The 26,287-nt window shown below is 41.9% G+C and carries 22 protein-coding genes; 15 read left to right on the top strand and 7 right to left on the bottom strand.

Going from position 1 to position 26,287, the window contains the following annotated elements:
- Positions 1-360 precede the first annotated feature (360 nt).
- Complete coding sequence (locus KO530_RS07760; protein ID WP_216047843.1) at positions 361-1,866, top strand: S10 family peptidase; 1,506 nt, start codon at positions 361-363, stop codon at positions 1,864-1,866.
- On the opposite strand, the gene KO530_RS07755 is transcribed toward KO530_RS07760, so the two are convergent.
- A complete protein-coding gene (locus KO530_RS07755) occupies positions 1,853-2,596 on the bottom strand; it encodes a substrate-binding periplasmic protein (protein ID WP_216047842.1) in 744 nt (247 codons plus the stop codon). The genes KO530_RS07760 and KO530_RS07755 overlap by 14 nt on opposite strands.
- A gap of 143 nt (positions 2,597-2,739) precedes the next feature.
- Here KO530_RS07755 and prmA point away from each other — a divergent pair, with 143 nt between their 5' ends.
- The 7 genes from prmA (at position 2,740) to KO530_RS07720 (ending at position 9,391) form a co-directional block, all read left to right on the top strand.
- Entirely contained in the window at positions 2,740-3,618 is an 879-nt protein-coding gene (prmA, locus tag KO530_RS07750; protein WP_216047841.1) for a 50S ribosomal protein L11 methyltransferase, read from the top strand.
- 404 nt (positions 3,619-4,022) lie between these two features.
- Positions 4,023-5,015, top strand: a complete 993-nt coding sequence (gene dusB / locus KO530_RS07745; RefSeq protein WP_216047840.1) for a tRNA dihydrouridine synthase DusB — start codon at positions 4,023-4,025, stop codon at positions 5,013-5,015.
- 29 nt (positions 5,016-5,044) lie between these two features.
- The gene (gene fis / locus KO530_RS07740) at positions 5,045-5,338 is read left to right on the top strand and encodes a DNA-binding transcriptional regulator Fis (RefSeq protein WP_040523552.1); all 294 of its coding nucleotides are present in this window, start codon (positions 5,045-5,047) and stop codon (positions 5,336-5,338) included.
- Between the two features lie 129 nt (positions 5,339-5,467).
- The gene (purH, locus tag KO530_RS07735; RefSeq protein WP_216047839.1) at positions 5,468-7,066 is read left to right on the top strand and encodes a bifunctional phosphoribosylaminoimidazolecarboxamide formyltransferase/IMP cyclohydrolase; all 1,599 of its coding nucleotides are present in this window, start codon (positions 5,468-5,470) and stop codon (positions 7,064-7,066) included.
- Positions 7,067-7,505: 439 nt separating this feature from the next.
- Positions 7,506-7,739 carry a hypothetical protein gene (locus KO530_RS07730; protein WP_216047923.1) on the top strand — a complete coding sequence of 78 codons (234 nt, stop codon included), beginning with the start codon at positions 7,506-7,508 and terminating at the stop codon, positions 7,737-7,739.
- Between the two features lie 127 nt (positions 7,740-7,866).
- Positions 7,867-9,153 (top strand): phosphoribosylamine--glycine ligase, encoded by a 1,287-nt coding sequence (gene purD / locus KO530_RS07725; RefSeq protein WP_216047838.1) that lies wholly within the window; start codon positions 7,867-7,869, stop codon positions 9,151-9,153.
- On the top strand, positions 9,113-9,391 hold the full coding sequence (locus tag KO530_RS07720) for a VF530 family DNA-binding protein (protein ID WP_436792296.1): 279 nt from the start codon (positions 9,113-9,115) through the stop codon (positions 9,389-9,391). Before purD ends, KO530_RS07720 begins: the two co-directional genes overlap by 41 nt.
- Here KO530_RS07720 and KO530_RS07715 read toward each other — a convergent pair.
- On the bottom strand, positions 9,371-9,979 hold the full coding sequence (locus KO530_RS07715) for a 3'-5' exonuclease (protein ID WP_216047836.1): 609 nt from the start codon (positions 9,977-9,979) through the stop codon (positions 9,371-9,373). The two genes, KO530_RS07720 and KO530_RS07715, sit on opposite strands and share 21 nt — an antisense overlap.
- A gap of 75 nt (positions 9,980-10,054) precedes the next feature.
- On the opposite strand from KO530_RS07715, the gene KO530_RS07710 reads away from it, so the two are divergent.
- The 6 genes from KO530_RS07710 to envZ all read left to right on the top strand — a co-directional run bounded on the left by KO530_RS07710 (position 10,055) and on the right by envZ (position 15,113).
- Positions 10,055-10,483, top strand: coding sequence for an ion channel (locus KO530_RS07710; RefSeq protein ID WP_216047835.1), 429 nt, complete (start codon positions 10,055-10,057; stop codon positions 10,481-10,483).
- Between the two features lie 26 nt (positions 10,484-10,509).
- On the top strand, positions 10,510-10,902 hold the full coding sequence (locus KO530_RS22220; protein ID WP_216047834.1) for a cupin domain-containing protein: 393 nt from the start codon (positions 10,510-10,512) through the stop codon (positions 10,900-10,902).
- A gap of 101 nt (positions 10,903-11,003) precedes the next feature.
- Complete coding sequence (locus KO530_RS07700; protein WP_216047833.1) at positions 11,004-11,906, top strand: phosphoribulokinase; 903 nt, start codon at positions 11,004-11,006, stop codon at positions 11,904-11,906.
- The gene (locus KO530_RS22215; protein WP_216047832.1) at positions 11,906-12,889 is read left to right on the top strand and encodes a Gfo/Idh/MocA family protein; all 984 of its coding nucleotides are present in this window, start codon (positions 11,906-11,908) and stop codon (positions 12,887-12,889) included. The genes KO530_RS07700 and KO530_RS22215 overlap by 1 nt, the downstream gene beginning before the upstream one ends.
- Before the next feature lie 169 nt (positions 12,890-13,058).
- Positions 13,059-13,781 carry an osmolarity response regulator transcription factor OmpR gene (ompR, locus tag KO530_RS07690; RefSeq protein WP_216047831.1) on the top strand — a complete coding sequence of 241 codons (723 nt, stop codon included), beginning with the start codon at positions 13,059-13,061 and terminating at the stop codon, positions 13,779-13,781.
- A 39-nt stretch (positions 13,782-13,820) separates the two neighbouring features.
- Positions 13,821-15,113 (top strand): two-component system sensor histidine kinase EnvZ, encoded by a 1,293-nt coding sequence (gene envZ / locus KO530_RS07685; RefSeq protein ID WP_216047830.1) that lies wholly within the window; start codon positions 13,821-13,823, stop codon positions 15,111-15,113.
- Between the two features lie 154 nt (positions 15,114-15,267).
- Here envZ and KO530_RS07680 read toward each other — a convergent pair whose 3' ends face one another.
- From KO530_RS07680 to KO530_RS07660, 5 genes are all read right to left on the bottom strand, one after another.
- On the bottom strand, positions 15,268-16,248 hold the full coding sequence (locus tag KO530_RS07680; RefSeq protein ID WP_216047829.1) for a leucine-rich repeat domain-containing protein: 981 nt from the start codon (positions 16,246-16,248) through the stop codon (positions 15,268-15,270).
- 191 nt (positions 16,249-16,439) lie between these two features.
- Positions 16,440-19,412: a TonB-dependent receptor gene (locus tag KO530_RS07675; protein WP_216047828.1), complete on the bottom strand. Its 2,973-nt coding sequence runs from the start codon at positions 19,410-19,412 to the stop codon at positions 16,440-16,442.
- 513 nt (positions 19,413-19,925) lie between these two features.
- Positions 19,926-20,918 carry an N-acetyl-D-Glu racemase DgcA gene (gene dgcA, locus KO530_RS07670; RefSeq protein WP_216047827.1) on the bottom strand — a complete coding sequence of 331 codons (993 nt, stop codon included), beginning with the start codon at positions 20,916-20,918 and terminating at the stop codon, positions 19,926-19,928.
- Positions 20,915-21,913, bottom strand: a complete 999-nt coding sequence (dgcN, locus tag KO530_RS07665) for an N-acetyltransferase DgcN (protein WP_216047826.1) — start codon at positions 21,911-21,913, stop codon at positions 20,915-20,917. Before dgcN ends, dgcA begins: the two co-directional genes overlap by 4 nt.
- 89 nt (positions 21,914-22,002) lie before the next feature.
- Complete coding sequence (locus tag KO530_RS07660; RefSeq protein ID WP_216047825.1) at positions 22,003-22,899, bottom strand: LysR family transcriptional regulator; 897 nt, start codon at positions 22,897-22,899, stop codon at positions 22,003-22,005.
- Positions 22,900-23,222: 323 nt separating this feature from the next.
- Between KO530_RS07660 and KO530_RS07655 the strand changes: the two genes are divergently transcribed.
- Positions 23,223-26,267, top strand: coding sequence for a TonB-dependent receptor domain-containing protein (locus tag KO530_RS07655; RefSeq protein ID WP_216047824.1), 3,045 nt, complete (start codon positions 23,223-23,225; stop codon positions 26,265-26,267).
- Positions 26,268-26,287: the final 20 nt, after the last annotated feature.

Here is a 26,287-nt window from a genome sequence, read left to right as displayed (position 1 = left end):
CGATATAACAACGAACATGTAGATATTTAACGAGGTTTTCTTAGCTAGGCGAAGCATACCCTACTTTGAGATTCTGTCAAATTAAATATGTAAATTAATCCAATAAAATCTGGCATTTAATTTGTTATTGTACAGTTTTAGTACAGAATCATTAGCATTCTCGAATTCGATTTTCACACTGAAATCGTACAATTAACGTTCTATTTGAAATCGCTAATTTTGAGTTATTGGCATCGATTTACCATTAGCATAGCGATTCTTAAGGTAAGCGAGTATTAACCATATCCAAATCTGATTTGGTTGGGTAAAATGTTTATCAAATAACATTTTTCAATAAAAAAAGATGGCAAGTAGAACGATATGAAAAAAATAATACTGATCCTCACCACAACGTTGTTTTTAACCTTGAATGCGGATGCGAAAGAAGAATCCGACAAAGAAATCAAGCAAATTCCTGAAGCACAGATGAGCGTAACCGAGCATAAAGGTAAATTTAATGGCACCAGCATTAAATATAAGGTTAGCGCTGGTGATAGTCATCTTTTAGATGCCAAGGGCAAACCTAAAGCCAATATTTTTCATATCGCTTACACGCGCACAGACGTGAAAAATTCCGAATCTAGACCGCTATTATTTGTATTCAATGGTGGACCAGGCTCGTCATCTGTATGGATGCACATGGGCTTGTTTGGCCCAAAACGTGTGGTATTACCTAGTGATGCAGAACAAGTAGGCGCTGCACCATTTAATCTCAAAGACAATCCTCTAAGTCTGTTAGATATTGCAGACATGGTATTTATCGATCCCGTCGGCACTGGATTCTCAACGCCTCTTGGTGAGTATGAAGGTAAAGCGTTTTGGGGCGTTAAACAAGATGCTGAAATACTCGCTGAGTTTGTGCGCGTGTACATTACTGAAAACAATCGATGGAATTCACCTAAATATTTGGCCGGGGAAAGTTACGGTACCACTCGTGCTGGGGCTATGGTTAAGGAACTCCAAGAAGGTTGGGGGTCGATTGATTTAAACGGAATCTTACTGATATCTTCGATAATCGATTTTCAAACTGGTGACTTCACCGAAGGCAACGATCTACCTTACGTCACGTTTTTACCAACCTACGCTGCTACGGCTTGGTATCACAATAAAGTCCCGAATAAATCTAACTGGAATAGTTTGCAGGAATTCGTTGCTGAGACACGAGATTTTGCGCTAAATGAATACGCAACAGTGTTACTCAAAGGTGCTCTGGCTAAACCCGCAGAAATTGATAATGTTGTAAACAAACTGCATGCCTATACGGGGCTCAAAAAGCAGTACATTACACAATCTAAACTGCGCATTAATGAATTTTTGTTTATGAAAGAATTGATGCGAGATGAAGGTAAGGTTGTAGGTCGATTGGACAGCCGTTATCTAGGCGAAGACGCGAACATTGTCGTCGACCAGTTTGAGGCTGACCCAGCATCTTATGCCATTGATGGAGCCTACACAGCGGCGATACAACATTATTTTGCCAACGATATTAACGTTAAGCGTTCTGAGCCTTATCACGTATTGAGCGGCGAAGTATTTGTTAATTGGAATTGGCTATATGGTAATTCAGCGCGCAGTCAGGGATTTATTAACGTCACGCCGTTTATATCCAAAGGTATGCGTCAGAATAAGGACTTTAGAGTATTCGTTGCCAATGGCTATTATGATTTGGCTACACCATTTTTTGCCACTGAACACTCGATGAACCATCACGGAATAGATCTTAACCGTGTCACTATGAAATATTATGAGGCTGGTCACATGATGTATATACATGAACCATCGCTGAAAACCTTAGTGAATGATATTCGAGCTTTTATTCTTCCTTAGAAGAACCAATCGACGGATACCCAGTTGAAACGGCAGCGTTGTAGAATTGATATTTTTGAATTAGATGCGCATATCTTTCAGAAGAAAAATACACTACCAACGCTTTATCGAATTGTTCTTGAATTTTTGGCTCGATAAAACCAACACGATAGAGACTAGGTGAAAAAAGCTGATGAATGACCACAGGTTGTTCATCAACTTTACCTAATAATGTCCTATTTAAATGATTGAAGATATTTACATCCAGTACAATCGCTTGGGCTTTTTTGCTAAATAATAATTTCAGTTGGCGCGCCTGATCCGGTACTTCTCTGTAGTTAGGATTAGCCGAGGCCATTTTCAAAAAGCCATTACCTAAAAGCCTAAATGCCGACTGAAATCCAACGATTGATAAATTAGACATGTCTTGCACATCAGTTAATTCGATTTGGGAAGCGGCCAATGTAACAACGACGTTCTGATATTGAATATAGGCTTTGGAAAGTGTCATTTGCTTGGCTTGACGTTTACTACTCAAAGTTGCTACGGCATCAATATTGGGCATATTAAGGGTGTCGTATGAACGACCGTAAGGAATTTGAATAAATTGAGCGTCATAGCCTATGCTTTTAATAACATCTCGTATCAACTCTATTTCAAACCCAGTTCTAGCATTATTCATCACATAAGGAGGCTTATCCCACCCTACTGCTACGAATAAGTTTTGCTGGGCTGCGACAAAGTTCGACACTATTAAATTCGTCAGACAAAACAGCGCTATAAAAATTCTATGGTTAACCATTAAAAGCATTAGATTCCGATTTAGTTGAAAATTAACAAGCCGATCTTTGTCTACCTTGATACTATTGTAAAATGACTTTATAGGAAACCCCGATGCCTTGGATTCAACTAATAATAGACACCCACGCTGAAAATGCGGAACAGATTGGCGACATGTTATCGGCCAATGGTGCGCAAGCTGTAACCTTTACTGACGCCAAAGATACACCAATGTACGAACCTAAACCTGGAGAGGTCATGTTATGGCCAGACACTCAAGTGATAGGCTTATATGACGCAGAGTTCGATATGCAGCGTGTTGTATCGCAACTTGAGAAGTCTAAGATTTTAGGAAAAGGATTTTCCCACAAATTAGATCAACTTGAAGACAAAGACTGGGAGCGGGAATGGATGGATAATTTCCACCCAATCCAATTTGGCAAGCGGCTTTGGATATGCCCAAGTTGGCGAGACATCCCCGACCCAACAGCCGTAAACGTGATGCTTGACCCTGGACTTGCGTTTGGAACCGGTACTCACCCTACTACCTCTTTGTGTCTACAATGGTTAGACGCCCTCACTTTGGAAGGTAAAACCGTGGTCGATTTTGGCTGCGGTTCGGGCATTCTGGGTATTGCCGCATTGAAATTAGGTGCAGAATCTGTAGTTGGTATAGATATCGACCCTCAAGCTCTTTTAGCCAGCAAAGATAACGCTGGGCGCAATGATGTGGCAGATAAAATAAGCGTATTCTTACCTAAGGATCAACCAGATTTGCAGGCAGATATCGTACTTGCCAATATCTTAGCGGGTCCGTTGAGAGAATTGCGCGAAGTGATTACTAACTATTGCAAATCAGGTGGCCTGTTAGTTTTATCCGGTATATTGGCCAACCAAGCTGAAGAAATAGACCAACTTTATTCGGCAGACTTTGATATGGAACCTATCGCCATCGAAGGTGACTGGGCCAGAGTATCAGGTAAGAAAAAATAATTTATTTAGATCAATTGAGGTTCAAGTTGGTTTTTAGCTAAATTTGAGCCTCAGCAATCCCTTTTAATCCCCCCTCGGGTTTCAAAAACGACTTTTTCAAAAATTTTTTAAAAATAAAATCAGACCGATTAGTCCATCCGAAGGATTTGTAACAAAACTTCACAAATTGATATGAAATAACATAAGGTTTTGTTTAACAAATAATATTTCTCCAAATCAATAGTTTAAAAAATAACTCAAAGACTGGTCAGGCCATGGAAAGCTATGTCTGTCAAGGCCTTGAACGCAAATAAATTATACTTTTGTTTAAAATTTAGCCTTTTCAAAACGTTCAAAAAACCGTAACATAGCGCCCGTTTTGACTAGCCGAACATTTATTGTTCAACAAAAGGGCCTATTAACTCATGCAGATTGGTCAATATGTATTAGACAATAATCTCATGTTAGCACCTATGGCAGGTGTTACTGATAGACCCTTCAGACAAATGTGTAAACATTTGGGTGCTGGGCTTGTGGTGTCAGAAATGCTGTCATCCAATCCTAAGGTTTGGAATACAGACAAATCAAAGCAACGGATGGATCATACGGGTGAATCAGGCATTCGCTCTGTACAGATCGCCGGCGCAGATCCACAGCTTATGGCTCAAGCGGCACAACTAAATGTTAGTAATGGCGCTCAGATTATTGATATCAATATGGGGTGCCCTGCTAAAAAAGTGAATAAAAAGATGGCTGGGTCTGCTTTATTGCAATACCCCAAATTGGTTGAAGAAATTATTCAATCAGTGGTTAATGCTGTCGATGTGCCTGTTACGCTGAAAATTAGAACGGGTTGGAACCAAGATAATCGGAACGGTGTAGAAATCGCGAAGATTGCCGAAAACAATGGTATCCAATCTTTGGCAGTGCATGGACGTACTAAAGCCTGCATGTACAAAGGCAATGCGGAATTCGAAACGATTGCTAAAATAAAACAATCAGTTTCAATACCTGTTGTTGCAAACGGTGATATCACCAGTGCTTTGAAAGCAAAAGAAGTACTGGATATGACCAATGCGGATGCATTGATGATAGGTCGTGGAGCCCAAGGTAACCCTTGGATATTTCGCGAAATATTACATTATCTGAACACCGGCGCAGAGCTTCCCGCGCCAACTATTGATGAGGTTCGTAGCGTCATGCTTGAACACGTCAGTAATGTTCACCAGTTTTATGGTGATTTTATGGGAGCCAGAATAGCCCGCAAGCATGTGGGGTGGTATTTAGCAGATCACGACAAGGAACGCGTATTTCGAGCTAAATTCAATGTAATCGAAGATGCTCAAGAGCAACTCGACCAATTGAATACGTATTTTGAAAAACTGGCAGAGTGTCATTCAATGTCACCTGCTGCTTAATTTTTTATCAACTAAAGAGCACGATGTTTATGTTCGATCAAAATGTGACTTCACCTTTCACTACTACAGTGACAACTCCATCTCAAACTCAAGCTCAAAAGCCTTTGAGAGATTCTGTTAAACAAGCTGTTAATAAGTATTTAAGACAGTTAGATAACACTGACGTCGAAAATGTTTATGAATTAGTTTTAGCTGAGGTGGAAGCGCCTTTATTGGAAGAAATAATGACTTTCACTCGCGGTAACCAAACTCGCGCAGCTATCATGATGGGTATCAACCGTGGTACGCTTCGTAAAAAGTTAAAGCAATACGGAATGAACTAATGATTGGGTTTACCCACATCATGTTTCAAGTAACAATTTAATCTAAAGAGCACCTCAGGGTGCTCTTTTTGTTTTCGCTATACCTGACTATTTGGTCAATTTAATCTTCACACAATCAAGAGTAAAAGAATGACATCTGCTAAACCCATCCGCCGCGCACTATTAAGTGTTTCAGATAAAACCGGCATAGTTGAATTTGCCACCTCTCTAGTTGAACAAGGAGTTGAACTACTATCCACTGGTGGTACAGCCAAATTACTTGCTGATGCAGGTTTAAACGTAACAGAAGTATCTGATTACACAGGTCATCCAGAAATTATGGCCGGCAGGGTTAAAACACTACATCCAAAAGTACATGGCGGCATTTTAGCCCGTCGTGGTATTGATGAAGCGGTTATGCAAGAAAATGACATTCAAGCGATTGATTTAGTTGTCGTCAATTTATATCCCTTTGCAGCAACTGTAGCCAATGAAGGATGCTCTTTAGAAGATGCCATCGAAAACATCGATATCGGCGGCCCTACAATGGTTCGCGCAGCGGCAAAAAATCACAAAGACGTTACTATAGTGGTAAATGCTAAAGATTATCAGCGTGTGTTATCTGAAATGGCTGAAAATGAAGGTTCACTGACCTACAAAACACGTTTTGATTTAGCCATTGCAGCATTCGAGCACACTGCAGAATACGACGGCATGATTGCTAACTATTTTGGTGCGCGTATCGATTCCAATGAATGTGGTGATGATTGTGAACATCAACACAGTGAATTTCCTCGTACGTTCAATATGCAACTAAGCAAAAAACAAGATCTTCGTTATGGCGAGAACAGCCATCAATCGGCGGCGTTTTATGTAGAAAATCAGATTCAAGAAGCATCCGTTGCCACAGCAAAACAACTTCAAGGTAAAGAATTGTCGTTTAATAACATTGCCGATACTGATTCTGCCCTTGAATGTGTCAAAGAATTTTCAGAACCCGCGTGTGTCATTGTCAAACATGCGAATCCTTGTGGCGTTGCACTAGGTGATGATTTGTACACGGCTTATGATAGAGCATACAAAACCGACCCTACTTCAGCCTTCGGCGGTATTATTGCATTTAACCGTGAGTTGGATGCTAAAACCGCGCAAGCTATCGTTGATCGCCAGTTCGTTGAGGTGATTATAGCTCCAGTGGTGAGTAAAGAAGCTATCGAGATTGTCGCAACGAAGAAAAACGTACGTTTATTAGAGTGTGGTGATTGGTTAGGTCAGTTAACCGATGGTTATGACTTTAAACGTGTAAACGGTGGTTTGCTAGTACAAGAGCGCGACTTTGGAATGGTTGAAGAGCAGGATTTGACCGTTGTCAGTAAACGCCAACCAACTGCACAACAGCTAAAAGATTTGATGTTCACTTGGAAAGTGGCTAAGTATGTTAAATCAAATGCCATCGTTTATTGCAAAGATAGCATGACAATAGGCGTGGGCGCAGGACAGATGAGTCGTGTCTATTCAGCTAAGATTGCCGGCATTAAAGCTGCTGATGAGAACCTAGAAGTAAAAGGTTCAGTAATGGCATCAGATGCATTCTTCCCATTCAGAGACGGTATCGATGCGGCTGCGGCAGCAGGTATTGTCGCTGTCATTCAGCCTGGCGGTTCTATGCGTGATAATGAAGTTATCGCTGCTGCAGATGAACACGATATTGCCATGGTATTTACCGGTATGCGTCACTTTAGACATTAAGCGCGAATAATCGAAAAATCCGGCATTAGCCGGATTTTTTTTGTCTGTAGGCGGATGCTTTAGCGCCGCAGATTTACGCCGACATGTCGTATTCCCTTCCATGGCCTGAAGGCCATGCTACAAGAATGAAACACTCTGTAGGCGGATGCTTTAGCGCCGCAGATTTACACCGACATTTCGTATTCCCTTCCATGGCCTGAAGGCCATGCGACAAGAATGAAATCTTCTGGTCCGTGGAACATTGCTGTTGGCTAACAAAATGAAGAATTTTGCAAATTACACAGCTAAGTAGTATTTTTGACTAATAAATCGTACTAGAAACCAATAAATTAACATCGGTAATATTTAACCAACTGTTTTTATTATGAATTTTAATTGGTATTCAATTTGCTTTTGTAGACATTAAAGCACACAACAACAGTTTTAAAGAGGAATATATATGGACATTTTACTAGTATTTGTTTTACCGATCGTCATTTTAGGAATGATATTTGGGCATAGACAAAAAATGATGGACGCTAAAGTGAAATTAGAGTCAGGCTCTGGCAACCTAGCCGCTTTAGAGGCTGAACTTAAATCAGTAAAAGAGCGCCTCAATACCCTTGAAGCAATAGTTACCGATGACAAATATCAACTCAATCAAGAATTTTCCAAATTAAAAAGTGCTAATTAGTATCCTCGAAGCCAATTGAAGATAAAAAGCGTGCAGTTAGACACGCTTTTTACGCTTTTATTCTGTACAATTCATCGCAATATTAAGCTCTACTCCTTACTCAATCAGTTAATAAGATAATCTATTCATGAAAATACTTATCATCGGCGGCGGTGGTCGCGAACACGCTTTAGCATTCAAATCAGCTCAAAATGACTATGTAGATACTGTTTATGTGGCACCAGGTAACGCTGGTACCGCTATAGAAGACAAATTGGTCAATATCGATATCCAAGCAGATGATGTGAACGGTTTACTCGAATTCGCCGTGCAAAATGCCATCGATTTAACCATAGTAGGACCTGAAGCACCTCTAGTTCTTGGCGTAGTGGATGCATTTCAAGCTAAAGGGTTAACCATATTTGGACCATCGAAGGCTGCGGCACAATTGGAAGGCTCTAAAGCCTTTACGAAAGATTTTTTAGCACGCCACAAGATCCCTACTGGTGATTATCAAAATTTTACTGAAATTGAACCTGCACTGGCATATTTGAAACAAAAAGGTGCACCTATTGTCATCAAAGCCGACGGCTTGGCTGCTGGTAAAGGCGTTATCGTTGCTATGACCGAGCAAGAAGCTGAAGATGCGATTCGCGACATGTTAGCTGGAAATGCCTTTGGAGATGCCGGTAGCCGTGTGGTCATAGAAGAATTTCTAGACGGAGAAGAAGCCAGCTTTATTGTTATGGTAGATGGTAAAAACGTCCTATCATTCGCCACCAGCCAAGACCACAAGCGAGTTGGCAACGGCGATACAGGTCCTAACACTGGTGGCATGGGTGCTTACTCACCAGCGCCAGTAGTCACGCCTGAAATTCACCAAAGAATTATGCAAGAAGTTATCTATCCAACGGTCAATGGAATGGCAAGTGAAGGAAATCCTTATTCAGGTTTTTTATATGCCGGACTGATGATTATGGCTGACGGTACGCCTAAGGTAATTGAATACAACTGCCGCTTTGGAGACCCAGAAACTCAGCCCATTATGTTACGTTTGCAATCAGACATAGTTGCACTTTGTTTGCAGGCTACAGCTGGCAAACTTGATCAAGCAAGCATCGATTTTGATCATAGAGCTGCAGTAGGCGTGGTACTCGCTGCAGGTGGGTATCCTGGAAGTTACGCAAAAGGTGATGAAATTCAGGGGTTGGATCTAGCGTCACAAACTGAAGGCAAAGTGTTTCATGCCGGTACTCAGCTAGTAGATGGTAAAGTTACCACTAATGGTGGACGAGTATTGTGCGCCACCGCCTTAGGAAATTCAGTGACGGAAGCGCAAAAGAATGCCTATAATTTAGTCCATAAAATAAACTGGGACGGTATGTTTTATCGTGATGATATTGCCTACCGAGCCATTGCCAGAGAACAAAGTTAAATTGGACACTAAAGATAACAAACCAGGCAAACAGGGTGATCCTCTCCATGGCATCACCCTGAAAAAAATGCTTGAAGAACTGCAGAAAGAATATGGATTTGAAGGCTTAGGCTGGCGCATAAAAGTGAAATGCTTTATTGAAAATCCGAGCATGAGCTCAAGTTTGAAGTTTTTACGAAGAACGCCTTGGGCTCGTAAGAAAGTCGAAGAGCTATACTTATCGACCTTCTGCAAATAACAAATTTTCGATAGTAAGTGCCCGCTTATTAATCCACATATTAAGGGTCGCCGCTACGCTTCGCACGTCATAGAGTGCGTTGTGAATGTGGCCCTGTAATGATAATCCATGAAAATTAGCCAGCGCACCGCTGGATTGCTCGAAACCCGCCAAACCTAATTTACGCGCGATAAATTGTAAATTATGAAAACCTTGCTGAAACTCTGGCAGCTCAACAGCATACAATTTGCAATTTTGTTGCAACACAGACAGATCATTGCCCCAAGAATACACTGGGAGTTTCCCCTGCCCACAAAAGTGATGGAACTGCGTCAATGCAGATGTGAAGTCTACGCCCAGTTCGTCAATCATGTTCTGTTCAATACCAGTTAGGTCTGTAATGTAATCACTGAGTTGCGGATTGATAGTTGGCTTTATCAACTCATTGAAGCTAGCTAATATGGAAACTGAAGATGCGGATACAGAGAGTTTTACTGCGGCCAGCTGAATCAACTCCCGTTGCTCCCAGCTTTTTGACCAGTTGCGCTGTTTCGACCCAACCCAAGCGGTAAATTCAGTATCAAAAAGTACACATTCAAAAACTTGCATCAATCTCCACAGAGCATATAGTTAAATTAGTCTATAAACTTATAATGTAGTACAAATGCACAAAGTCAAATTATTATGTTAAACCAGATTGTAATAGGTTCTGTCATCATCATTTTGACGATTATCGTTCAAGTGATTTTTTTAGGTATTTTATCATCTCGTTTTGATCAAATACGTAAAATGGATTCCAAAGATTATAGACATATTAAAAGCCCTATTATCATTATACTGTCGGTCCTATGGATAGTGCTGGGGCTGACCATAGACATGTGGATTTGGGCTTTTGCATTTCTGTTAGTTGGCGAATTTAGTGAATTGGAAGAATCCCTTTATTTTGCCATCGCGTCCTTCACAACCCTAGGATTTGGAGATGTGATTTTAAGCCAACAATGGCGAATTATGGGCGCACTCAGCGCCGTAAATGGGCTTCTTGTGTTCGGACTGAACGCCGCATTTCTAGTGGAGCTGATGGGCATAACCTGGGGTAAGTCCAGACGTAAATAGAAATAAAGACACTAGGGGAAATTGAAGTGCAAACAAAAACACTATTTGAAACCTTTGCTGTTATAAAACCAGATCTCAGCGTCACCACAAAAAATCTTAGCGATTCAATTTACCAAGAATTAGACGATGAGTTTTCCTCTTTTAAAGGTCATTCATTAGTCTCTGCTCATGAGTTTAATGAAAACTGGCAATCTTGGGAAAAGCACCCAGCAGGGGATGAAATAGTCATACTTTTATCTGGTCAATGTGAATTAATCATCCGCTTTGATAAAAAACAGCAACAGCGTGTTTTGAGCCAACAAGGTGACTATGTCGTGATTCCAAAAAATCATTGGCATACGGCGCGGATATCTACTCCCACTCGCATATTGTTTATCACTCCAGGGCAAGGAACGCAAAATACGACAACACCTTTTTAAGACAAAATTCGAATTGAATTAAATTTTGTCTAAGTAAATGACTTGACCATTGGCCTTAGCTTGCTTATAAATAGTGGTCCTTACTCCTCAAAACGTTCACTATGTCTGTAAAACATCCAATTATTGCAATAACAGGTTCCTCTGGAGCAGGTACAACTACGACGACCAATGCCATCAGGCATATTTTTCGTAATTTAGCTGTCAATGCGGCCTCTGTGGCGGGCGATAGTTTTCACCGTTTCACTCGTCCTGAAATGGAAGTTGAAATACGTAAAGCGCAAGAACAGGGTCGGCATATTAGTTATTTTGGTCCAAAAGCCAATGACTTCATTATGCTCGAAAAACTGTTCGCTCAATATGGAGAAACAGGCTCGGGTCAGCATCGCCAATATTTGCACACATTTGACGAAGCGGTGCCGTTCAATCAAATGCCTGGAACATTTACGCCGTGGCAAGATTTACCCGCAAACACCGACTTATTATTTTATGAAGGGTTACACGGAGGCGTTACCACTCCCGAAGCCGACGTGGCTAAACACGTTGATTTGCTGGTAGGCATGGTACCCATTGTGAACCTAGAGTGGATCCAAAAAATTATTAGGGATACCACTGACCGAGGTCATACCCGTGAAGCTGTGATGAGCAGTATTGTGCGAAGTTTAGAAGACTACTTTCACTATATAACCCCACAGTTTTCTAATACCCATGTGAATTTTCAGCGGGTTCCTACAGTTGATACCAGCAATCCATTCAGTGCGCGAGAAATTCCGACCCAAGACGAAAGTTTTGTAGTGGTTAGATTCCGCCGCGAAATGAAAAATGTAGACTTCCCGTATTTGTTAAAAATGATCGATGGCTCTTTCATGTCGAGAATTAACACATTCGTGGTACCTGGCGGAAAAATGGGTCTGGCAATGGAATTGATCTTGTCGCCACTTATTGAAGAATTATTGGAACGTAAACGTAAAGCCGGTTTCCAAATGGATTGGGTGACGAATAAGTAGTGGACGATTCAACCAATTCGCTCCGTTGGGGAATAATTGGATGTGGCAATGTCTGTGAAAAGAAAAGTGCTCCGGCTTACCAACAGGTCGACGGCTTTAGGCTGCAAGGAGTAAGTGCTCGCACACCTGGAAAAGCATTAGATTTCGCAACACGACATAATGTACCCAATCATTATACATCTGCACAAGCACTCATAAATGATCCCAATATAGACGCCGTTTACATAGCAACTCCACCTGACAGTCACTGTGAGTTAGCATTAAAAGTCGCCAGCGCAAATAAAATTTGCTGTATAGAAAAACCGATGGCATTAAACTTCCGTCAATGCCAACAAATAGAGCGCACCTTTGAAACTCAAAAGCTGGCGCTTTTTGTTGCTTATTATCGCCGTTCATTACCTGGTTTTGTGCAAATTAAACAAGCAATAAGTAGCGGCAAAATCGGTCAAATTAGACAAGTTTCATGGCATTACAGTAGACCGCCATCAGATAATGATCTACGCCAAAAACCAAACTGGCGCACAGACAAAAATGTTGCCATTGGTGGGTACTTCGAAGATCTTGCCAGTCACGGTTTAGATATCCTTAGCTTTCTTCTTGGAAGGGTTCAACACGCACAAGGGATTTGTACGAATCAACAGGGGCTATACACTGCCCATGACGCTATTGTGGCTAACTTGCTGTTTGAAAACGGTGTGACAGGCAACGCCAGTTGGAATTTTGCTAGTCACCTTTATCAGGATAAGGTGCAGGTTTTAGCTGATAAGGGCAGCATAGAATTCGCCATTTTTGGTAATCAGCCGGCTAACATATATACCAAGGATGGCAATGAAACCCTAGCAATGCCGACGCCCGCTCCAATTCAAGGTCCGTTTGTTCAAGCCATGGCCGACCATTTACGAGGCGTAAGCAAACATCCTAGTCAAGCTGCAAGCGCCAGCCACACCAATTGGATAATGGACAAAATTTTGGGTGTATTGTAAAAAAGTGACTTTAACAATCACAGCGATTCAGTAATTTACCGCGCTGATATCCCTTCCACAAACAATTTGTAACACTCCACTTAACATTGTTACTTAGCTAATCTTTTGAATTCCCTACTATTCATTTATAGTGGTGTGATATTCGGTTTATTTCCTTTTGAGGCTCGACATGGGACAAGAAACACAAAAAGTATTGGTTGTTGATGATGATATGCGCCTGCGAAGCTTACTAGAACGCTATTTAGTAGAGCAGGGATATCAAGTGCGTTCAGCCGCCAACTCTGAGCAGATGGATCGTCTTCTGGAACGTGAAAACTTTCATTTGTTGGTACTCGATTTAATGTTACCCGGTGAAGATGGCCTATCGATCTGTCGTCGTTTACGTCAAAAAGAAAACGAAATACCGATTATTATGCTAACTGCAAAAGGTGACGAAGTAGACCGTATAATTGGGTTGGAGATGGGCGCTGACGACTACCTACCTAAACCATTTAATCCACGGGAATTATTAGCCCGAGCAAAAGCCGTATTGCGTCGTAAAACCAATGAAGCGCCTGGCGCGCCCTCGATGGAAATGCAGGTGGTGGAGTTTGGTAAATACAAATTAAACCTAGCTACCCGTGAAATGTTTTCAGATGGCGAAGCGATCACCCTAACAAGTGGCGAATTTGCAGTGTTAAAATCCTTGGTTACTCATCCCAGAGAACCTTTGTCTAGAGACAAGCTAATGAATTTGGCCAGAGGCCGTGATTACAGCGCATTGGAGCGCAGTATTGATGTGCAAGTTTCTCGTTTACGCCGCATGTTGGAAATAGATCCGGCTAACCCTCGCTACATTCAAACCGTTTGGGGGTTAGGATATGTGTTTGTTCCCGATGGCGAAGCACAGTAATTGCCCCAACTCATTAATATCTGGGTTGAATAGTCACTGGTGAGAATCTTTCCTAAAAGCGCATTTGGCCAAACCGTTTTATTAATTGGCGTATTGTTACTGATTAATCAGGTAGTCTCTTATCTGTCAGTGACCTATTATTTTATTCGTCCAAATTATCAACAGATAAACTCGTTAATCGCCAAACAAATTAACATGGTATTTTTGGAAGAGGTTGATTATCTCAATCCGAAAACCCAAGACAATATCTTTAATGCCACAAACATTCGAATCTACACAGAAAAACAAGCCATTGAAAGTGGACTTCAACAGGCCATTTATTATCAATTTTTCTCTCGACAAATTTCTGATTTACTCGGTGGAGAAGCAGACGTTAGGATCTCAGCCTCAGAGCCGTTCTTAATTTGGGTCAATCCTCCACAAGACGCTAACGTGTGGATATCCATTCCCATGGCTAGCTTCACTGAAGGCGATATATCCCCCTTAACTATTTATTTGATAGTAATCGGTATTTTGAGTGTGGCAGGTGGTTGGATTTTTGTTCGCCGCTTGAATAAACCGATTCACGCCTTACAGGTTGCCGCATTAGAGGTGGCAAAAGGTAACGTGCCAGCGCCATTAAAAGAGCAAGGTGCAAGCGAACTGATTGCGGTAACCAGTGCATTTAATCAAATGTCTAAGGGAATTAAGCAGTTAGAGGATGACAGAGCGTTATTAACCGCGGGTATTTCACATGATCTGCGCACGCCGTTGACACGAATACGTTTAGCCAGTGAAATGCTACCTGATGAACAATTATGGATAAAAGAAGGCATTGTTCACGACATCGAAGACATGAACGACATTATCGATCAATTTATTGATTATGTTCGACAAGATACGCGGGAGCGTCGTGAAAAATTGTCGTTAAACGAATTGATTGAAGATGTGGTTCAAGCCCGTAATATTCAAGAAAATCACCATATCGATACCCACTTATCTGAATTACCAATGCTGATGATTCGACGAGTCGCAATCAAACGCGTGCTAGATAACCTGATTGAAAATGCGTTTCGTTATGGCAGTCAAAATATACTGATTACCAGCGGACATGACAAACGCAACAGACAAGTATTTTTTGAGGTGCGAGATTACGGTCCAGGTATCCCTGAAGAAAATATTGAAGACTTATTTCAGCCTTTTTCTCAAGGGGATAAAGCCAGAGGTAGTGGCGGTTCTGGACTGGGATTGGCAATTATCAAACGTATTGTAGGGCTGCATAAAGGTAAAATCGAACTCAGTAATCATTCTGAAGGTGGGCTACGGGCAAGAGTCACCCTACCCACAGACTAACCGATTAAGCCATTGGCAAATTGATGGATGACGCAAGCTTTCAATGCTTTGCTCTAATAATTCAAGGCAGTAGGTTTGTTGTCATGTTTACGACAACCCTACTCCTTGGTATGACCGCCAATCTCGGTGTTTTATTGGGTGCTTCTAGCTTGCCCTAATCGCCAACAATAGCGCGATAACTATGAGCAAAATTTGCAGGTAAAATAACGTCTCCCGCATCGAAAACAGTTCCATCGCTGGCTTGCCATTTTAGTGCTTTACCGGTGCTGGAACCCTTTGGTAAAACAAAGCTGTTCAAATCACTGTTAATTTTAAAAATATCTTCCCCAATGAACCTCAAGCCAGCAGGCAAATCCACATGGCTTAGGCGGTTAGCAAGAAACGCTTTGTGCCCAATGGACGTAAGCCCAGCAGGTAGATCCACACTGGTTAAGCGGTTATCTCTAAACGCACTATCCGCAATCGACGTAAGCCCCGCAGGCAAGTCTACGCTGATTAAGAAGTTTACATTAAACGCACTCTCCTCGATGGTCGTTATTCCAGCAGGCAACGTTAAATTGACTATGCGGTTATTTTGGAACGCAAAATCACCAATGGATGTAACCCCAGCGGGCAAATCCACGGTGATGAGGCTGTTATCTCGAAATGCGCTGCTCTGAACCGACGTCAGCCCAGCAGGCCATGTCACGCTGATTATGCTATTGGTGGCAAACGCGCTTTGTTCGATAGTGGTCAGCCCTTCAGGCAAATCCACACTGGTTATATTGTTGAACTCAAAAGCAGCATCGCCAATGGATGTCAGCCCAGCGGGTAATTCTATTTTGCTTATGCGGTTATTCTGAAAAGCGAATTCGCCGATGGATTTAAGCCCGGCAGGAAAAACCACACTGGTTAAGCCATTTGCTTGAAAGGCATTACCGCCAATCCCCTTTATCTTTTGTCCGTCGAGCATGTCAGGAATAATAATATCCGGTTGATGATTATTGCCATTAATGTCAGTAAGAATAGATGAGGTAATTAGTCCATCGACTACCGTCACATCTGTTGTTTTGAGGGTATAAGGTGTTTGTGAATTGGCTACAAAACTGAGTGCAAACAAAACGATTGCACTGAATATCATTCTACTCATCTTCATATTCTATGATCTCCTAGTAAGCTGTATTTGAAGTGTTGGGAAGGTATCGCCTCTAGGCCATATCAATTTATTCGAGAACATAAAGTGCGATTTCAACTTCATGAAATGACTATATAATCGGGTCACATTTTCATATGACCCCGATTATTCTCAATTAAATATCAAATAGTTAAGGCTATTGAACTGACATTTTACCAGTGGTAGCTAGCACCAAATGTAATACGACGGTCTGTCAGTCCTTGGAAACACAATAAAGAACCCTCAGTAACACAGGATTGCTCGACTTCTGATTCCGTTAAGTTCACCGCTTCAATGCCAATGTTCAATTGCTCAGTTACATCATAACTAACGCTGGCATTAAGTTGCCCTCTGTCTTCTTGTACAACCATGAATCCCCAAGGGTAACTAGATGTACTACCAAAATCTTCTGAACGATAAGCTTCACGCCATGTATAACGCATACGTGCTGAAAGACCGTACTTTTCGTAATACAAGGTGAAGTTATACGCATTTTCAGAAAGATCCGGTAATCCATGCAAAGCAGAAACATCGATATCATCTATCCCTGTTGAAGCTGCAAAGACCGCATTCGCGCGATTTGTGGCATTATCAATTGCTTCACCACCATCGAACTTTTGGATGGTGTAGTTAGCTAGAATACCAAAACCCGATGCCCAACCTAACTCATCTTCAAAGCCAGATAGATCATACTGGACAGCCATTTCAATCCCTTTTTGAGTAGTTTTCCCGGTGTCATTGATGGTAGTCGACCAAGGCACACAAACACCTACACCAACAGGACCGAATACATTGATATCAGCAATGGGATTCCAGATGCCGCCTTGCTCACACTCAGGACCGATAATGTCACGAAAACCAGTCTCAGGATCTTCATACGGGTCGTTTTGTTGACCAACGTGTAAGTCTTTACGTGTTTTATGGAAGTAACCTATGCTCACAACACTTGCTTCTGCAAAATACCACTCAGCAGAGATATCAAATGAGGTTACTTCTTCAGGGACTAAGCCAGGATTACCCACTGAAACGGCTGGGTTAGGGCTTGTTGAATAGGTAACTGAAGTTGAAAGGTCGTTAAAGTCAGGTCGGCGAATATCTTTTCCCCACCCCGCGCGCAGAACGATGTCGTCTGTTACATCAGCAACAATGTTGATTCTGGGTAGTAGGAAATCATAGTCACCAACGGTTGTGACCTGTGAAATAGTAGGGTCGCCATTAGCATCTGTGGTAATTGAGTTACCTGTTGAAGCCACTTCGGTTTCTAAATAACGAACACCAAAATTACCGCGTATGTATTCGGTTGAGAAGTTTGCCTGCGCGTAAATAGCGTCAGTAGTTTCTTCAATATCAAAGAATGCGTTAACTTCTGAAGTGGGTGCAGTAATGGGAATGGAACCACCATGTGCAGTAACCGCTTCATTGAGTATGCGTAACACCTTGTCTTGATCGGCCGTTATCATTTCAGGATTTACCATAAGGAAATCTTTAACAAATAACTCTCTGCCATCTGCATCACCAAAGTTATCAGGGCCTGCAGTAAGAAGCTCTGCGAACAAATCACCTCTCGGGCTATCTGAATAATTTCTTAAACTAACGTTGGCACGAATTTGGTCAGTCATACTAGTGGCTTTACTATGACGATAACCAAGGTCAAGTGTGGTAAACACAGACCAATCTAAGTCATAGACAAAATCAGCTCGAAAAGCGTCTTCAGTGTTTTCGGTAAGATCTCGCGCTGTGTCTACTGACCGTAACATATAGTTAGCTGGGTCCATCATGTCTGCTACACTTGGTGCGTTTGCCGCATCAAATGCAATACCAAAAGCGAGTGAGCCACCGGTTAAGTCATATTCGAATGGGGTTCCATTTTCATTAGATGAATTAACCGCTGCATTAGGGTTGATAAAGTTAAGAGTGGTGTTAATTCTTGGATTGGTGGATTCAGAATTAGAGGATGCCACCTCTACAGTGACTTTTAAGTTTTCACCTTGCCATTCACCGCCAAGCCTAAATATTTCACTCTTGGTTACACGTGAACTAGTATCGCCTGCAAAGCGCAAGTTGGGATCGGCACCGCCATCTTCTACCGGAATAACACCTTTTAATGCCGCTTGGATACTGCCGAGATTTTGGCCATCTAAATTACCAAAGTTAACGGTTTCAAATTCACTAGGCACGGAAATACCAATCAGGTCACTGACCCCAGATGCCTGTGCAGATATACTTTCTGCGTAGCGCTGTTGATCATTGATAACGGCATCAAAGTAAAATTTCATATCCGCATTGGGAGCCCATTCTAAGGAGCCAGCAAAATTCTTTGTTTCGTATTCATGGTTATCGTAATCTTGGTTAAGAAATTGAATTCCTAAAAAATCAAACTCTTGCGCATTTACAGTACCTCCGTCTGAAGTAACAACGTTGTCTCGGTCAACTCGAGGACGGAATGCAGTCACGTCTTGCTCAGCATAACTAGCGCTAAAAACAATACCAAATTCACCGATGTCGGTTTCCCAATTGTCGCCGTAGGTTCCTGACAATCGAGGCTTCACACCATCAGTAGAAAGACTACTGGATTCACCTTGCACTCTTACTGAGGCTAATGTCTCATTTAATTGCAAGGGACGAATGGTGCGTAAGTTAATAGTGCCACCCACAGAACCTTCGATGGTTTTTGCATCAGGTGCTTTGGTGACTTCAACACCTGCAATTATTGAAGCAGAAACATCTTCAAAGTTAATGCCGCTTCGACCAGCCCCTGAGCCAACCGTAGAAACACCATTAATTTCCGTTCGGTTTGCGTTGGTGCCACGGATCTGCACGCCTGTGCCCACACCCGCAGAACGCGTAATTTGTATACCTGTGACATTTTCTAAAACCTCAGCAAGGTTTTGGTCAGGCAATTTACCAATATCTACCGCTTCGATAACTTCAACCAGATTATTTGATTCGCGTTTTTCTAAAAGTGCACTTGTAAGCGCACTGCGTATTCCGCTTACCTGTATAACTTCAAGCTCTTCATCAACTTGCGCTTCTTGCGCCAAAATGGTTGGTGCTGTCAGCATCGCAACTAACGCTGCACTGTATATTCCTGTATTTGTTCTACGACTCTTTAATACAGAACTTATTTTATTAAGTTTCGCTTTCATGTGGTCTCCATTTACTTGGTAGTGTCATATTTATTGTGTATGTCTTAGCTATTTGTAAATAAATTGTTGTAACGGCGGAGCCAACCAGTTTGTCGTCTGCGTATGCTGAGTGAGCACTGTGTATTCGTTATACATAGCAATTTTGGCCTCATACTAAGTCACCAATCTGATTGAGTATAGATGACAACAAAACCGGTTTACTAAACCGGTTTATTGAATTAAATTAACATAAAATTACAGAATGTCAATATTCGAGTAGTTAGGGGGTTAAGGAATTAACACGACGAGCAGATCGCCCAGAGAAATAAAATGCGCACAGCACACAAAAGACGTTAACGAATAAGTCAGGTTGGCTATAGCCCATCCAATAGATGTTGGTATTGTTCTGTGTTTAGTTGGCATAAGACCTCTTTTGAAAGCAGAGGTCTTGTCTGATGTAGATTAGCTTAGATTGATTATTGTTGCTTTGCTAGACGCGCTTAGGTTAGGCCCAAGAGCAGAATTTGCGTGGTTTTATTCAGCTTGCCCCCACAACGATTGCGAGTTTATGCACATCTTGCCATCAACAAATCCAAACCCACCGGGACGATCCTTAGCAATTAAAGCCGGGCCATCTAAATCCACAAAGTCAGCTTCGGCGGCCAACAAATAAGCAGGCGCCATTGCCAGAGATGAGCCAACCATACAGCCCACCATGATTTTAAGATTGTGTTGCTTTGCTAAGCGCAGTAGCCTCAATGCTTCAGTCAATCCGCCGGTTTTGTCGAGTTTGATGTTCACCGCTTGATATAGAGGAAGTAATCGCTCTAAGTCATCGCTGGTGTGGCAAGACTCATCGGCACAAATTGGAATACTCGACTTAAAATCAGCCAAAGCCTGATCATCACCACTGGGTAAAGGTTGTTCAATTAGGGCCACATTGCATTCCCTTAAAGGTTCAACCACCTTCTCTAACAACTCGATGCCCCAAGCTTCATTGGCATCAACAATAAACTCACTGTTTGGGCATACTGCATGGATTGCTTGCATCCTTGCAACCACATCTTGCTCATCAAGCTTCACTTTGATTACTTTATTTGCCGCTAACTTAGCGGCCGCTTTCGCCATATCATCAACACTATCAATGCTAATGGTTTGCGCACTGTGACAAGACGATAATTGCGGCATACCAGCTAACTCAGCGACACTGCGGTGCTGTTGTTTGCTGTGCAGATCCCACAGCGCGCAATCTAAGGCATTTCTTGCCGAACCTGCGGGTAACAAGCTGCTCAATTGGTGCAGCTGTTGTGTGCTGACAATCTGATCTTTGATACTTTCTAACTGCCTACATACAGCCTGTATTGTTTCGCCATAATGAGTATAAGGTACAGCTTCCGCCCAACCTCGATATTTGCCATCAGTTATAGAGACAACCACTACGTCGGCGGCGGTTTTTTCGCCACGGGAAATCCGAAAAGGAGTAATCAGTGGAAAACTTTCAGTAACAACGCGAATATCTAAACTCATAGCAAATTATCTACGATAGAAGTCACTCCGTGACGAATTGGATCACTACAGGGTAAACCGGTTTGCTGACTGATCTCTTTGCATATTTGTAATGCTGAATCAGCATCAACAGAAGATGTATTCACTGCAATACCGACAACCTGCGCTTGCGGATTGGTAAGTTGAGCAGCGGCTAAATTAAGTGCAATGGTTTGTTCAATAGAAGGCAATGCTTGATGAGTAAGCCCGCGCATATGTTGTCGACCTAGAGCATGACAAACCACCAGCGCATCTGGCTGTGAACCATGTAACAAGCCTAAGCTTACGCCAGCAAAAGCTGGATGAGACAAGGAACCTTGCCCTTCTATGATGTCCCAGTGATCAGCGCTATTTTCTGGACTAATCGTTTCTGCAGCGCCAGAAATGAAATCGGCAATAACACAATCAATGGCCACACCTGTTCCCGACACCAAAATTCCACTTTGTCCAGTTGCTCTGAAGGTGGCTGGAAGTTGCCTTCCCTGAATCTCTTTAGTGAGACTAAGAGAAGTGTACATTTTGCCAACCGAACAATCTGTGCCAACGGTCAAAAGGCGATTACCAAGACGTTTTTTACCTGTTCCCGTTCTAAACCGAGTGACGGGATGACGAATATCAATCAGTTGAAGATTAAGCTCGTCAGCCTTTTGCTGCAATACTGGAATATCGGTTAACTTATCGTGTAAACCGCTCACAATATCCATACCAGCATCCATTGCTTCGAGTATTGTAGGTATCCAACTTGAGTCAAGGAATCCTCCGCTATTAGCGAAGCCTAACACAAAGCTTTTGGCCCCTGCTTTAGCCGCCTCTTGAATATTCATTGATGGGCAGCCTGTAGTAACACTGCAACCTGGCAAGCGGTATTCAGCTAAGCATTTTTCAGGACTCCAATCAGCAGCACTTCGAGCCATTTTAATGCTAAGCGAATCCGTAGCGTCTCCTACAAATAGCAAATACGGATAGTTAATATTCATCAAGATTCCTTTAAAATAGATATCACTCCATATTAAAGATATTTTATGCGAACTAAATTAGTATGATTTAGGTGAGTCATAACTCCAGGTTATTGCTGGTTATAGACGAGGTTCAATTCGGCCCTGACAAAATCCAAAAAGTGTTCACAAATCCGAGATAGCGGTCGCGTTTCTAAATGTAGCCCTTTTATTTTGAAATCCAAAGGGGGATTAAACGGCGAGACACCGACATTATCAGTGATATTGCTGATTGCTGTGAGTTTATCAATAGTACAGCAGCCCATTCCTTTATCGACCAAACTTGCAGCGATGTAGTAGGTATCAACCTGCATATTACTGTGAGTTTCCATGCCCAGAGACTCGAAGCGACCTAAGACTAAATCACCGAGTGGGCCACTATCCCAGATGCTAATTAATTCCTGTTCCGCCAGAGACTCAACGCTAACAATTTTAGTGTCTGCAGGAAACGATTGTTTGGGATATAAAATAACCACTTCACTGCTGCCTAATTCAACTTCTTCAATTCCTGGTAGAGGAGGTGATGAATAAAGTAGCGCGAGGTCACACTTATGTTCTAACAAAGTTTGCAGTGCGTCATCATTGTGCATAGTTTGTAATTTAAACTGAACATGGGGGTGCACTTCCCTGAATTTAGCAATCGAACGAGGGATAACACCAAAACCAAGGCCAGGGGTTAATGCAATATCGATGACGCCACTATCACGGCGATTAATATTTTCTGCTAATGCGTTTATCGAACGAAGCTGTTTGTATAATTTATCGATTTCCGGAAAAAGTGTTTTCGCTTCACTCGTTGGAATAAGCTTACCTTTATTACGTTGGAATAAATCGAACCCCAATTGTTGTTCTGCATGAGATAGCACTTTAGAAACCGAAGGCTGAGATACATAAAGTAATTTAGCCGCGTTAGTAATTGAGCCTGTAGTGTAAATAGCATGAAAGACTTCGATATGACGTAAACGCATTAATTTTTCCAAGTTGAATAAATTTTAGGATACCATAGGGGATAATCTGGCAGCATAAATTTTAGCGTGCCCCAACCCCTATTTTAAACTTTAAAAAATTGAAAAATAGCCAGCGATAACACTCAAAAATAATCATAAGCGTACCGCGGACAGCAATACTCACCAAGTCAATTATTGGAAGCCTTTGTGTGTCAGCCCATAACCATAGGCTATAACTAGCAGATTTTTTATTAATTGTGTTCATAAACATAATTGTAGAGTGTAGTACTCGCAAAAATAATAACTTTCTAAGCAAATTAGGAAAGAACCTAGGAAAACAGATAATGCCAAAGACCAACACATCACACTATCGTAAAAGTAAGCTAAATATAGCGATACTTGCCGCTATCGGGTCACTTTCAATTTCCGGAATAGCTGCAGCGAATCAGCAAAACAGTCAAGATAATTTATCCATCGAAAAGCAGTCCCAACAAACTACTCTAGAACAAGTTGACTCAACCGTAGATGGCAATGAAAAATCTAAAGATGTAGAAAAAATCATTGTTGTAGGTTCCAGCATCAAGGGCGCAAATATAACAGGCGCTTTGCCCGTCACATTAATTGATGCCAGCGATATAGAAGCGATTGGCGCGACTTCTGGAATCGAATTATTTGCATCTATTCCAAGTAACGGCAGCGTTAATTTTAACGGTAATGACGTGGTTAGCGGCGTATACCAATCTCGCGGTGATGTAGCGTCAATCAACCTACGCAGTATAGGTACTGGTAATACCTTGGTGCTGTTCAACGGCCGAAGAATGGTACAACACCCTGGTACCCAAACTGAAAATTCAGTACCTGTTACAACCGTAAATATGAACTCAATCCCTGTACTGGGCATTGACCGAGTGGAGATTTTGCATGACGGTGCAGCCGCGATATATGGATCTGATGCCGTCGCGGGTGTGGTTAACACTGAGATGCGTAAAGATTTCGCCGGCTATAAATTTGACGTTCAATATGGTCAGGCTGAAAATACCAGTAGAGAAAAGTTAAATATAAATACCTTAGCTGGTTGGGACATTAACGATGGCATGACCAACATCACCACTGCAATCAACTATTATCATGGTTCAGAAGTGATGGCTTCCGAAATCGACTATGCCGCCGATGCAGATAAACGTAGCTTCTTAGTAGGAACGGACTGGGAAGGTGATACCAATTTCCGAAATACATCTACCACAACGCCTTGGGGAAGATTTGATGCAAGTCAGTCAGTTACAGGCCTAACCTCATCCGCAGGACGTTTTCATGTTGAACCTGTAGATGCAACCGATAGTAACCAACAATGTGTTCTAGCTAATGGTTTATGTTTAGATAGCGGCAGTATTACTACCAATACGCAAGCCTATAATACCAACAGTGTTCGCACCATGATCCCAGAAACTGAGCGTTTAAACACCTTTGTTTACCTAAATCATGAACTGAACGATGACGTTAGTTTATACGGTGAGTTAGGTTACTACTGGGCTGAATCAAACTCTCAACGTGCAGAAACTGCAACACTTACCTCAGCTCCGGTCACCATTGCCAGCACAGCTTATTGGAACCCTCTTGGTAGTGGTCCAAATAGAATTTCTGGCTATGACACCCCCGCTGAAGGTTTAGACATATCAATTAATGCCTACCGCGTAGTCGATGCGGGTACCCGTAATATCAATGTCGAAAATACATCTTATCGTGTACTAGGTGGTGCCACAGGTTCATACAAGGATTGGGAGTGGGATTCCGCGGCTTTGTATTCAAAAGCAAAAACCGTTGATACAACCCATAATCGTATTAGTCTAAGTTTGTTTCAAGATGCCGTGAATCGTCTCGATGAAAGTGCATATAACACTTTCTGTGGCGCAACCTGTAACTCACAAGAGACTATCGATAGTTTTCTTATCGATGTAAGTCGTTCTGGCGAAACAGCGCTGGGTTTAGTTGATTTCAAATTTTCCAATGCGAATCTATTTAGTTTGCCAGCAGGTAATGTTGGAGCAGCTTTTGGCACAGAATGGCGCTATGAAAGCTTCGAAAATATTTATGATGACCGATTAAACGGCACCACTGTCTATACTGATGATGTGACTGGTTTAGCATATGAATCAGACGTAATGGGCTCCAGTGGACAACCTAATGCGGATGGATCACGTAATGTTTTATCTGCCTTCGTTGAATTTGCAGGTCCGTTAATTAGTCCAGAAATGGAAATTCCGTTAGTCCATAAACTAGACTTCCAAGTAGCTGGTCGTTATGAGCGCTACAATGATGTTGGGGATGTATTCAAACCTAAAGCCGTTCTTAGCTGGTATCCTGTTGAATCACTACAGATTCGCGGTTCATATGCTGAAGGATTTCGCGCTCCTAACTTAGAGCAATTGCACACAGCAAGTACCACCCGAGTTAACTACCCGGTTGATTACTATCGTTGCCAAGCACAGATCAACAAAGGTGAGTTAGACAGTATCAGTCAATGCAGCAGTGGTGATAGCGCTGAGAACATTCGTTTGGGTAACACCGAACTTGATCCAGAAAAAGACTACAACTACGGCTTAGGATTGGTTTTTACACCTGAATTTATCGATAACTTAACATTGACCACGGATTACTGGCGCATAGAGCAAGAAGACTTAATTGGCATTCGCTCTTACCAAAATATTGCTGATCTAGATTATTATCAGCGCTTAAATGGTAGTTCTAACCCTAACGTTATTCGTGAAGAAGTGAACGCTGATGACATCGCTTTTTATGAAGGTTCTGGATTAGAAGCTGTGGGTGATATGAGTGAGATTATTGGTTTATTTGAAAACCTTGATTCGCGCACCACTGAAGGTCTCGATATTGGTGCTTACTATAAGTTAAACAATACCAGCATCGGTGACTTCTCATTTAAGTTTAACGCGGCTAAGTTGTTAAAAGCGTATCAATCAATCGATTCTGAATCCGCAAAATTACAAGAACTGGGTCTAACATTAGACGATGTGGGTGATTTAATTCAATTAGATGGCCGTCCTGAATGGCAAGCAAGTACTACTATTACTTGGCGCTATAATAATTGGGGAGCTGGGATCTACGGTAAATATGTAGGTGATTTCTACGATACCAGCGCCGTTAATGATAACTCAGGCGAGTTCTGGACAGTCGATAGCTGGACAACCTTTAGTATCTACGGTCAATATACTTTCGACCAAGGTTCATTAGAAGGTACAAAAATGCGTTTAGGTGTACGTAATCTATTCGACAAAGCGCCACCATTGGCCGATGAAACATACGGTTACGACGCCAGTCTGCACAGCGCTGAAGGACGTTATTTGTACCTTAATTTAAGCATGAGCTTCGATTAAGCAGCGTTTTTTTACACTTT

The organism is Aliiglaciecola lipolytica (genome assembly GCF_018860635.1).
Taxonomy (GTDB): Bacteria; Pseudomonadota; Gammaproteobacteria; order Enterobacterales; family Alteromonadaceae; genus Aliiglaciecola; species Aliiglaciecola lipolytica_A.
Note: the sequence above shows the minus strand (reverse complement) of the source record. Positions and strands in the feature narration are given on the sequence as shown.

What these genes read in the sequence shown, in the direction of transcription:
- KO530_RS07760 (WP_216047843.1), top strand. Translation starts at nt 361, where the DNA reads ATGAAAAAAATAATACTGATCCTCACCACAACGTTGTTTTTAACCTTG.
- prmA (WP_216047841.1), top strand. Translation starts at nt 2,740, where the DNA reads ATGCCTTGGATTCAACTAATAATAGACACCCACGCTGAAAATGCGGAA.
- dusB (WP_216047840.1), top strand. Translation starts at nt 4,023, where the DNA reads ATGCAGATTGGTCAATATGTATTAGACAATAATCTCATGTTAGCACCT.
- fis (WP_040523552.1), top strand. Translation starts at nt 5,045, where the DNA reads ATGTTCGATCAAAATGTGACTTCACCTTTCACTACTACAGTGACAACT.
- purH (WP_216047839.1), top strand. Translation starts at nt 5,468, where the DNA reads ATGACATCTGCTAAACCCATCCGCCGCGCACTATTAAGTGTTTCAGAT.
- KO530_RS07730 (WP_216047923.1), top strand. Translation starts at nt 7,506, where the DNA reads ATGGACATTTTACTAGTATTTGTTTTACCGATCGTCATTTTAGGAATG.
- purD (WP_216047838.1), top strand. Translation starts at nt 7,867, where the DNA reads ATGAAAATACTTATCATCGGCGGCGGTGGTCGCGAACACGCTTTAGCA.
- KO530_RS07720 (WP_436792296.1), top strand. Translation starts at nt 9,113, where the DNA reads ATGATATTGCCTACCGAGCCATTGCCAGAGAACAAAGTTAAATTGGAC.
- KO530_RS07715 (WP_216047836.1), bottom strand. Translation starts at nt 9,979, where the DNA reads ATGCAAGTTTTTGAATGTGTACTTTTTGATACTGAATTTACCGCTTGG.
- KO530_RS07710 (WP_216047835.1), top strand. Translation starts at nt 10,055, where the DNA reads ATGTTAAACCAGATTGTAATAGGTTCTGTCATCATCATTTTGACGATT.
- KO530_RS07700 (WP_216047833.1), top strand. Translation starts at nt 11,004, where the DNA reads ATGTCTGTAAAACATCCAATTATTGCAATAACAGGTTCCTCTGGAGCA.
- ompR (WP_216047831.1), top strand. Translation starts at nt 13,059, where the DNA reads ATGGGACAAGAAACACAAAAAGTATTGGTTGTTGATGATGATATGCGC.
- KO530_RS07680 (WP_216047829.1), bottom strand. Translation starts at nt 16,248, where the DNA reads ATGAAGATGAGTAGAATGATATTCAGTGCAATCGTTTTGTTTGCACTC.
- KO530_RS07675 (WP_216047828.1), bottom strand. Translation starts at nt 19,412, where the DNA reads ATGAAAGCGAAACTTAATAAAATAAGTTCTGTATTAAAGAGTCGTAGA.
- dgcA (WP_216047827.1), bottom strand. Translation starts at nt 20,918, where the DNA reads ATGAGTTTAGATATTCGCGTTGTTACTGAAAGTTTTCCACTGATTACT.
- dgcN (WP_216047826.1), bottom strand. Translation starts at nt 21,913, where the DNA reads ATGAATATTAACTATCCGTATTTGCTATTTGTAGGAGACGCTACGGAT.
- KO530_RS07660 (WP_216047825.1), bottom strand. Translation starts at nt 22,899, where the DNA reads ATGCGTTTACGTCATATCGAAGTCTTTCATGCTATTTACACTACAGGC.
- KO530_RS07655 (WP_216047824.1), top strand. Translation starts at nt 23,223, where the DNA reads ATGCCAAAGACCAACACATCACACTATCGTAAAAGTAAGCTAAATATA.